2 protein-coding genes are annotated in these 2,054 nt (G+C 60.3%); both read right to left on the bottom strand.

Features of this window, described 5'->3' with window-relative positions; all coding sequences use genetic code 11:
* A partial coding sequence (locus BZK31_RS28180; RefSeq protein WP_244182761.1) for a condensation domain-containing protein occupies window positions 1–1,600 on the bottom strand: 1,600 nt, incomplete at its 3' end.
* Window positions 1,601–1,729: 129 nt separating this feature from the next.
* Window positions 1,730–2,054, bottom strand: a 325-nt coding sequence (locus BZK31_RS28175) for a phosphopantetheine-binding protein (protein WP_102136531.1), incomplete at its 5' end; no start/stop codon positions are given.

Below are 2,054 nucleotides of genomic sequence, written 5' to 3'. Positions count from 1 at the left end.
TGGCGCGGCGGTTGAGCCGCTCGTAGGTCAGTTGCTCTGCACCAAGACTCAGGGCCACAGCCTGCGGTGTTTTTGTAACCTGCGCTTCAAAACGTTGCTGAGCGCACTGCGCAGTGGGGTAAACATTCAGACCGGCATTCCACCCCTGCAAGGTCGCCTCGCGCTCTGCGGCACTCAACAGCGGCAGGTCGGCGATGCGCTGCTGAACATCGGCCGTCATGGCCTGCAACAGATTGCGCCAGTGATCGGCCATGCGTTCGATGGTCGCGGCGTCGAACAGGTCAGTGGCGTAGATCAACGACGCACCCAGCCCGTCCTGTCGTTCACAGGTGTCCAGGGTCAGGTCGAACTGCGCGGTGTGTTTGTCGGACACCTGATAGTCAAGGCGCAGACCGGCCAGCTCGCGGGCCTCGTGGCGGGCTTCGGTCTGGTGGTTGTAGGCGACCTGGAACAGCGGGCTGCGGCTCGGATCGCGTTCCGGTTGCAAGGCTTCGACCAATTGTTCGAACGGCAGGTCCTGATGGGCCTGAGCCTGCACGGCGGTGTGCCTGATCTGTTGCAGCAACTCGAGCACGGTGATGTCTGCGGTGAACTCGGCCTTGAGCACCTGCGTGTTGACGAAGAAGCCGATCAACCGTTCGGTTTCGCTGCGATTACGGTTGGCGATCGGCACGCCGACCCGCACATCGCTTTGTCCTGAGTACCGGTGCAGCAAAGTCTGGAACGAGGCCAGCAACAGCATGAACAGGGTAATGCCGTGCTGGCGTGCCAGCGCCTTGAGATTGTCCAGCAGCGCAGCGTCCAGCTCGATATTCAAGCGTGCGCCATGGTGATTGCGCGTCGCCGGACGCGGCCGGTCGGTGGGCAATTCCAGCACCGGCGACTGATCGCCCAACTGAGTCGTCCAGTAATCAAGTTGCCGCGCCTGCTCTCCCATTTCCAGCCAGTTGCGCTGCCAGATGGCGTAGTCGGCGTATTGAATCGGCAGCGGTTCATGGTGGATCTCACGACCCTGACTGACCGCCTGATAACCCTGCAACAGTTCCTCGACCATGATCGGCATCGACCAGCCATCGGAGACGATGTGGTGTTGGGTCAGGACCAGTACATGCTCGTCATCGGCGACGTGCAGCAGCCTGACACGCAGCAGCGGCCCGTGTTGCAGATCGAAAGGTTGTTGCACTTCGTGATCGACGTAGTCCTGCACCGACTGACCGTCGGCAAGCCGCTCCACGCTCAATACGAAAGCCGATGCCGGATGCACGACCTGCAGCGCTTCGTCGCCCTGCTGTTCGAAGGTGGTGCGCAGGGTCTCGTGACGCTCGATCAACGCTTCAATGCTGCGTCGCAGTGCTTCGACATTCAGCGGGCCACGCAGACGCAATGCCAGCGGAATGTTGTACGCCGCGCTGTGTGGTTCCAGTTGCCAGAGAATCCATTGGCGCTGTTGTGCGAAAGACAGTGCCGACGGTTCGTGCGTCTCCCTCGGGAAGATCGGCGTGACCCCGTAAAGATTCACTCCCTGACGCTTGAGCAGAACCGCCAGCGCCTTGCGTTCACGGGCGGACAGCGATTTTACGGAGTCAAGCAACTGTTGCACTGGTGTCTCTCCTAAACAACTGAAATGAAGCATTCCTGAGGAAACCGGCGCGAAAAACGCCCCCACGAAGTCTGCTGCACGACAGCGATGTGTCAGGGGAGAAAAACACCCCTCCCCTACGCACAACCATCACGCCAGCAAATTATCAATTTCCTCCGCTGATAAACGTTTGAGTGCCTCCAGCGATTTAGTCAATTCGTCCTGCGCGTGATCACTTTCGCCGTTTTTCTGCCCGATCGTGGCGCTGAAGTCGGCGAGCGTCGGCTGTTCGAACAGATCTTTGAGGCTGACTTCGTGCTGCAACTGCTCGCGCACCCTTACCAGCATCTGCACCGCGACCAGAGAGTGGCCGCCCAGCTCAAAGAAATTATCGCTGCGACCGACCTGCCCGACCTTGAGCACCTCGGCCCAGATCGCCGCCAGTTGTGCTTCCAACTCGCCCTGCGGCGCGACG

Source organism: Pseudomonas floridensis (assembly GCF_002087235.1).
In the GTDB taxonomy this organism is placed as follows: Bacteria; Pseudomonadota; Gammaproteobacteria; order Pseudomonadales; family Pseudomonadaceae; genus Aquipseudomonas; species Aquipseudomonas floridensis.
This window is presented reverse-complemented; position numbering and strand designations above follow the sequence as displayed.